Annotated in this window: 7 protein-coding genes; 5 read left to right on the top strand and 2 right to left on the bottom strand. The window is 70.7% G+C overall.

Translation table 11 applies throughout. The features are described 5' to 3' along the window. The 5 genes from ABT08_RS12385 to ABT08_RS12365 form a co-directional block, all read left to right on the top strand. Positions 1-247 (top strand): FCD domain-containing protein (locus ABT08_RS12385; RefSeq protein ID WP_288115148.1); only part of this gene is annotated, 247 nt, incomplete at its 5' end. A gap of 154 nt (positions 248-401) precedes the next feature. Then, positions 402-2273, top strand: coding sequence for a molecular chaperone DnaK (dnaK, locus tag ABT08_RS12380; protein WP_056206649.1), 1872 nt, complete (start codon positions 402-404; stop codon positions 2271-2273). A 9-nt stretch (positions 2274-2282) separates the two neighbouring features. After that, positions 2283-2870 carry a nucleotide exchange factor GrpE gene (locus tag ABT08_RS12375; protein WP_288115147.1) on the top strand — a complete coding sequence of 196 codons (588 nt, stop codon included), beginning with the start codon at positions 2283-2285 and terminating at the stop codon, positions 2868-2870. A gap of 9 nt (positions 2871-2879) precedes the next feature. Beyond that, positions 2880-3869 carry a DnaJ C-terminal domain-containing protein gene (locus ABT08_RS12370; RefSeq protein ID WP_045246711.1) on the top strand — a complete coding sequence of 330 codons (990 nt, stop codon included), beginning with the start codon at positions 2880-2882 and terminating at the stop codon, positions 3867-3869. Then, complete coding sequence (locus tag ABT08_RS12365) at positions 3866-4312, top strand: heat shock protein transcriptional repressor HspR (protein WP_045246710.1); 447 nt, start codon at positions 3866-3868, stop codon at positions 4310-4312. Before ABT08_RS12370 ends, ABT08_RS12365 begins: the two co-directional genes overlap by 4 nt. Before the next feature lie 26 nt (positions 4313-4338). Here ABT08_RS12365 and ABT08_RS12360 read toward each other — a convergent pair whose 3' ends face one another. Both ABT08_RS12360 and ABT08_RS12355 read right to left on the bottom strand, forming a co-directional pair. Continuing rightward, positions 4339-5520: a serine hydrolase domain-containing protein gene (locus ABT08_RS12360; protein ID WP_288115145.1), complete on the bottom strand. Its 1182-nt coding sequence runs from the start codon at positions 5518-5520 to the stop codon at positions 4339-4341. A 4-nt stretch (positions 5521-5524) separates the two neighbouring features. Then, positions 5525-6535, bottom strand: a complete 1011-nt coding sequence (locus ABT08_RS12355; RefSeq protein ID WP_056206644.1) for a zinc-binding metallopeptidase family protein — start codon at positions 6533-6535, stop codon at positions 5525-5527. Positions 6536-6773 lie beyond the last annotated feature (238 nt).

The following is a 6773-nucleotide window of genomic DNA, read 5'->3' as shown; positions in this document are numbered from 1 at the left end:
CAGCGAGCGTCCGAGCCGGGTATACGACGCGCTCGACTCCGAGGTCGTCTTCTGCATGTCGCAGGTGCAGGGGGCGTCGCTGCTGCCGACCGCTCTGATCGCCGACGAGCACGAGCGGTTGCTCGCCCTCATCGAGGCGGGTGACGGGGATGCCGCGGCCGCCCTGCTGCGCGAGCATCTCGCCCGCGCGCGCGAGCGCCTCGTCGAGCGTCTGGGCGGCGAGCCCGGTCCCGAGGCGCGCAGCTGACGCTCGCCCAAACTTGAGCCAACTCATATCAAGTTGTGTTTGACGTCGTCGCGGCGTCGGCGTACCCTTGAGTCATCGCGACTCAACCCCGTTGATCGCGAGACGACGTGAACACCGGCGGATGGCGACATCCGCCCCTCTGAAGGAGAGACACATGCCCCGTGCAGTGGGAATCGACCTCGGGACGACCAACTCGGTCGTCTCTGTCCTCGAGGGTGGCGAGCCGAAGGTCATCGCCAACGCCGAGGGCTTCCGCACGACCCCCTCGGTCGTCGCATTCACCAAGGACGGCGAGGTGCTCGTCGGCGAGACCGCGAAGCGCCAGGCCGTCACCAACGTCGACCGCACCATCACCTCGGTCAAGCGCCACATGGGCACCGACTGGAAGACGCAGGCGATCGACGGCAAGGCCTACACGCCGCAGGAGGTGTCGGCGCGCATCCTGCAGAAGCTGAAGCGCGACGCCGAGCAGTACCTCGGCGACTCGGTCTCGGACGCGGTCATCACCGTGCCCGCCTACTTCAACGACGCCGAGCGCCAGGCCACGAAGGAGGCCGGTGAGATCGCGGGCCTCAACGTGCTGCGCATCATCAACGAGCCGACCGCCGCGGCCCTCGCCTACGGCCTCGACAAGGGCAAGGAGGACGAGCTCATCCTCGTCTTCGACCTCGGTGGCGGCACGTTCGACGTGTCCCTGCTCGAGGTGGGCAAGGACGACGACTTCTCCACCATCCAGGTGCGCGCCACTGCCGGCGACAACCGGCTCGGCGGCGACGACTGGGACCAGCGGGTCGTCGACTACCTGATCAAGCAGTTCAAGGACACCACCGGCGTGGATGTCTCGGGCGACAAGATCGCGCTGCAGCGCCTTAAGGAGGCCGCGGAGCAGGCCAAGAAGGAGCTGTCGAGCTCGAACTCGACCAGCGTCAACCTGCCCTACCTCTCGCTCACCGACTCGGGCCCCGTGTCGCTGTCGGAGACGCTCTCGCGCGCCAAGTTCGAGGACCTCACGAAGGACCTCCTCGACCGCACCAAGAAGCCGTTCACCGACGTCATCGCCGAGGCCGGCATCAAGGTCGAGGACATCGACCACGTCGTGCTCGTCGGCGGATCGACCCGCATGCCCCAGGTCACCGAGCTCGTCAAGAAGCTCACCGGCGGCCAGGAGCCCAACAAGGGCGTGAACCCGGACGAGGTCGTCGCCGTCGGCGCCGCCCTGCAGGCCGGTGTCCTCAAGGGTGAGCGCAAGGACGTGCTGCTCATCGACGTCACCCCCCTGAGCCTCGGCATCGAGACCAAGGGCGGCATCATGACCAAGCTCATCGAGCGCAACACGGCCATCCCGACCAAGCGCAGCGAGACCTTCACCACCGCCGACGACAACCAGCCGTCGGTGGCGATCCAGGTCTTCCAGGGTGAGCGCGAGTTCACCCGCGACAACAAGCCGCTCGGCACCTTCGAGCTCACCGGCATCGCGCCGGCTCCGCGCGGCATCCCGCAGATCGAGGTCACCTTCGACATCGACGCCAACGGCATCGTGCACGTGTCCGCGAAGGACAAGGGCACCGGCAAGGAGCAGTCGATGACGATCACCGGCGGCTCGTCGCTGCCGAAGGACGACATCGAGCGCATGGTGCGCGAGGCCGAGGAGCACGCCGCCGAGGACAAGAAGCGTCGCGAGTCGGCCGAGGTGCGCAACCAGGCCGAGACGCTCTCGTACTCGATCGAGAAGCTCATCGCCGAGAACGCCGAGAAGCTGCCCGCCGAGGTCAAGGACAGCGTGCAGGCCGACGTCGACGCGCTGAAGGCGGCCCTCGCCGGCGAGGACGACGACGCGGTGAAGGCGGCGTTCGACACCCTCAACCAGAGCCAGGGCAAGCTCGGCGAGGCGATCTACCAGGCCTCGCAGGCCGCCGGTGAGACCGCCGACCCGACGGCCACCGACGCCGGCAACGGCGAGGTGCCCAACCCCGACGAAGACGTCATCGACGCCGAGGTGGTCGACGACGAGGACGAGAAGAAGTAAGACGGACACATGACTGAGAACAACGTCGACCGGCCGGAAGGCGACGACGAGGTTCAGCCCGACCGGGTGGAGTCGGAGGCGCAGGCCTCCGACTCCGTCGCAGACGAGGCGGAGCTGACGATCGACGACATCCTGAACGCCGTGCAGTCCGATGAGGCCGCGGTGGCCGAGGCATCCGCCGAAGACCACGACCTGCTGCTCGACCTCAAGCGCGTGCAGGCGGAGTACGCCAACTACCGCCGGCGCACCGAGGAGCAGCGCGAGACCGAGATCGAGCGCGCCAAGGGATCGGTCGCGAAGGGCTTGTTGCCCGTGCTCGACGACCTCGACCGCGCCGAGAAGCACGGTGATCTCGCCGAGGGCACCCCCTTCGCGCAGATCGCCGAGAAGCTGCGCGGCGTCGCCGAGCGCATCGGCCTCGTCACCTACGGCGCGGCGGGCGAGGTGTTCGACCCGCAGCAGCACGAGGCGATCTTCCAGCAGCCGACCCCCGGCGCGACCGAGACGACGGTCCTCGAGGTCGTCGAGGTGGGTTACCGCCTCGGCTCGATCGAGCTGCGACCCGCCAAGGTCGTCGTCGCCGTTCCGGCGGAGTAGGAGGCACAGGTGGCGAGCCAGGACTGGTTCGACAAGGACTTCTACGCCGTGCTCGGCGTCTCGAAGGACGTGTCGGAGGCCGATCTCAAGAAGACGTACCGCAAGCTCGCGCGCCAGTACCACCCCGACTCGAACCAGGGCGATGCGAAGGCGGAGGCCAAGTTCAAGGAGGTCAGCGAGGCGTACGCCGTGCTGAGCGATCCGGAGCAGCGCGCCGAGTACGACCAGATCCGCGCGATGGGGTCGGGTGCTCGCTTCACCGCGGGCGGCGCCGGCGCCGGCGGCTTCGAGGACGTGTTCTCGATGTTCGGCCAGGGCCGCGGCGCCCCCCGGGGCGGTGCGGGCGGGTTCGACGACTTCTACAGCGTCTTCAACCAGCCCGGCGGCGGCTTCGGCACCGGGTCGTTCGGCCGTTCGTCGGGCGGGTTCCGCGGTTTCGGCGGTCCGACCCGAGGGGCGGATGTCACGGCCCGCACGACGCTCGACTTCGTCACCGCCGCGGCGGGCGACACCATCACCCTGCAGGGTGAGGACGGTGCGCCGTTCAAGGTGAAGATCCCCGCGGGCGTCGCCGACGGCCAGAAGATCCGGCTGCGCGGCCGCGGCCGCCCGTCGCCCGACGGCGGCGAGGCGGGTGACATCGTCGTGCAGGTCACCGTGCGGCCGCATCCGGTCTTCACCCGCGATGGGCTGAACCTGCGCCTCTCGGTGCCGGTGACGTTCACCGAGGCGGCGCTCGGCGCGACGATCGAGGTGCCGACGCTCGGTGGCGAGATCGTGAAGCTGCGGGTCGCGCCCGGCACCCCGTCGGGGCGCGTGCTGCGCGTCAAGGGCCGCGGCATCACGACCGCGAAGGGCACCGGCGACCTGCTCGCCGAGGTGCAGATCGCGGTTCCCGCGCACCTGGATGACGACGCCCGTGCGGCGCTCGAACGCTTCCGCGAGTTCGAGCCGAAGGAGAACCCGCGCGCAGATCTGGTGGCGAAGGCCCGGTCATGAGCGAGCAGATCGACGAGGATGCCCCGATCTTCGCGATCGCGACGGCTGCCGAACTGAGCGGCATGCACCCTCAGACGCTGCGCCAGTACGACCGGCTCGGCCTCGTCGTGCCCGACCGCACCAAGGGCGGGTCGCGGCGCTATTCGCTGCGTCACGTCGAGCAGCTGCGCGAGGTCGCGCGCCTGTCGGCCGACGGCATGAGCCTGCCGGCGATCGCGCGCATCGTGTCACTCGAGAACCGCGTGCGCGACCTCACGCTGCGGGTGCGCGACCTCGAACAGGCGCTGCGCGCCGAGCTCGACAAGCGCGCCCGGGTCTTCGCGGCCGGCTCCACCGGCTCGGTCGTCACGATCCGCCAGGGCACGCGCGTGCGCCGCGCGACCGACGTCGTGATCTGGCGCCCGCGCCGGGAGCTGCCCCACCGCGACGACGAACGGGACTGACCCTCGCACCCGCAGGGGTGCGATGCTCAGCCGAGTGCGGCGTAGGCGCGGGTGACGTAGTCGATCGAGCGATCGGAGCCGATGACGCTCGCCGCCATGCGGTTCATGACGTACGCGAAGGTCATGCGCCGGTCGAGGTCGCAGATGACGAGCGAGCCGCCCCATCCGCCCCAGAAGGCGATGCGGTGATCGCCCGGCAGCCACGGAGTCGACACCGGGTGCGGCAGCGCCCACCCGAGCCCGAACCGCAACGGCAGCCGCAGCACCAGATCGGTGCTGTCGGTGGGGTGCGCGAACACCGCGTCGACCACCGCCGGTGACAGCAGGCGGGTGCCCTCGACGAGGCCGCCCTGCGCGAGCATCTGGTTCATGCGCGCGAGCGCGCGGGCGTTGCCGGTTCCGCCGGACCCGCCGATGCCGGCGGCCCGCCACTCCCGCGTCCAGCTGTCCCGCGCCCCGAGGATCGGCCCGCTGTATGCCCGGGTCGCGATCGACCCCGGCTCGGGCCGTGACGCCGGGTCGCGCGGCACGCGCGGCGGCGGCACGACGAGGCTCACGCGGTTCTCCTCGCTCTCCGGCAGCCCCAGCCAGAAGTCCGCGCCGAGCGGGTCGGCGAGCTCCTCCGCGACGAACCGGCCGAGAGGGCGCCCGTCGATGCGCCGCACGACCTCACCGATCAGGTGGCCGAAGCACACGAGTGCGTAGCCGGACTGCGAGGTGCCCGGGGCGAACCAGGGTTCCTGGGCCGCGAGGCGGGCGGCCGCGGCATCCTGATCGAGGATGTCCGACACCGTCACCGGCTGCTCCCAGGCGGGCACACCGGCCGTGTGGTCGAGCAGTTGCCGCACCGTGATGTGCGCCTTGCCGGCCGCCGCGAACTCGGGCCAGTAGCGCGCCACCGGGGCGGCGAGGTCGAGCCGGCCGCGCTCGACGAGCTGCAGCGCCGCGAGGGCGGTGACGGTCTTCGAGTTCGACCAGGTGTTCGTGATCGTGTCGGCGCCCCACGGCACCGTGCCGGCGGGGTCGGACCAGCCGCCCCAGAGGTCGACGACCACCTCGTCGTCGACGATGACGCACAGCGAGCCGCCGAGCTCCTCGCCGGAAGCCAGGTTGCGGGCGAAGGCGTCCCGCACGCCGGCGAAGGATGCCGCCGCGAACCCGTCGATCTCGCCGGGAGGTGCTGCGGGGGTTCCGGCGGTGTCGCTCACCCGGTCAGTCTTCCACGCCTCCGGCGGCGACCCGGTGCTGCAGCTGGGCGATCAGGTCAAGCTTGTCGAGCACCGGCTCGGGGATGACGAACGGGTAGAGGTCGTGCTTGCCCATCGCGCGGTTCATCATGTTCAGTGCGGTGGCCAGCGGCATCCAGATGAGCCTCACGACCTCGCTGAACCGCGGTGCCGAGCGGATGTCGCCGACCGCTGCGAGCGCGTAGGCGCGGGCCGTCTCGACACTGTCGCAGATGTGGAGGAAGTGCGCCCACGTCTCAGCGAAGTCCTCGAAGGGGTGCATGGTGGCGTAGGCGGAGATGAACGAGGCCTCCCACCCGGCAGGCGCACCGTCGGCGTAGTGACGGTCGAGGGCCTCGCCGTAGTCGGCGCGCTCATCGCCGAACAGCTCGCGGGAGCGGGCGACGAGGTCGTCGTCCCGCAGGAACCGCCACTGGATGTAGTGCCCGACCTCGTGCCGCAGGTGCCCGAGCATCGTGCGGTAGGTCTCGCCGAGCTGCGCGCGCACGCTCTCGCGGTGCGCGTCGTCGGCCTCGGCCAGGTCGATCGTGACGACCCCGTCGTCGTGCCCCGTGACCACCGGCGCCGTCTCGCTCGAGAGCAGGTCGAAGCAGAGCCCGTCGATCGCGTCTGCGCTCTTCGGCACCACCGGCACCCCGAGGCGGTCTAGCTCGAAGACGAGGTAGCGCTTCGCGCGCTCGGCGTCCACGAGGTAGGCCAGGCCCGCGGCATCCGCATCGTTCGGACGCGTGCGCGTCAGATCGCATGCCGCGCACTGCCCGCCCTCGAGAGGGGCGAGCCAGGTGCATCCGGTGAGCGCGAGGTTGCGGCACACGTGCGAGACGAGCCCCGCCGCGTCGACATAGCGGCCCGCCGCGTCGACGGGCACGATGTCGGCCTCGCCGCGGGAGAAGCCGAGGCCCGTGCCGCAGGTCACGCAGACAGAGTTCTCGAAGAACAGACGGGAGCCGCACACACGGCAGGCGAAGGCCTTCACGCGACGATGGTGTCACATCCGGATGCCGCGGCCCGGGGCTTGCGCCCGGCCCCCGTCTGCGGCAGCCCGTCGCCCTGTGCCGTGGCTGCTGCCCCTCTCCCGCCGGAAGGCACGTTGCGCGGTGCGCGGCGTCCGTGGCTGCCGCCGCTCTCCGCGCCGGAAGGCACGTTGCGCGGTGCGCGGCGCCCCGTGGGTCGCGCAGCGTGCCTTTTCGTGGGCGGTTGGGCCGGGGGCGGCG

Origin of the sequence: Microbacterium sp. SCN 71-21 (genome assembly GCF_001725695.1) — a bacterium.
In the GTDB taxonomy this organism is placed as follows: Bacteria; Actinomycetota; Actinomycetes; order Actinomycetales; family Microbacteriaceae; genus Microbacterium; species Microbacterium ginsengisoli.
This window is presented reverse-complemented; position numbering and strand designations above follow the sequence as displayed.

Bases quoted from the DNA above. Each gene is read 5' to 3' on its own strand.
- dnaK (WP_056206649.1), top strand. From the start codon at position 402: ATGCCCCGTGCAGTGGGAATCGACCTCGGGACGACCAACTCGGTCGTC.
- ABT08_RS12375 (WP_288115147.1), top strand. From the start codon at position 2,283: ATGACTGAGAACAACGTCGACCGGCCGGAAGGCGACGACGAGGTTCAG.
- ABT08_RS12365 (WP_045246710.1), top strand. From the start codon at position 3,866: ATGAGCGAGCAGATCGACGAGGATGCCCCGATCTTCGCGATCGCGACG.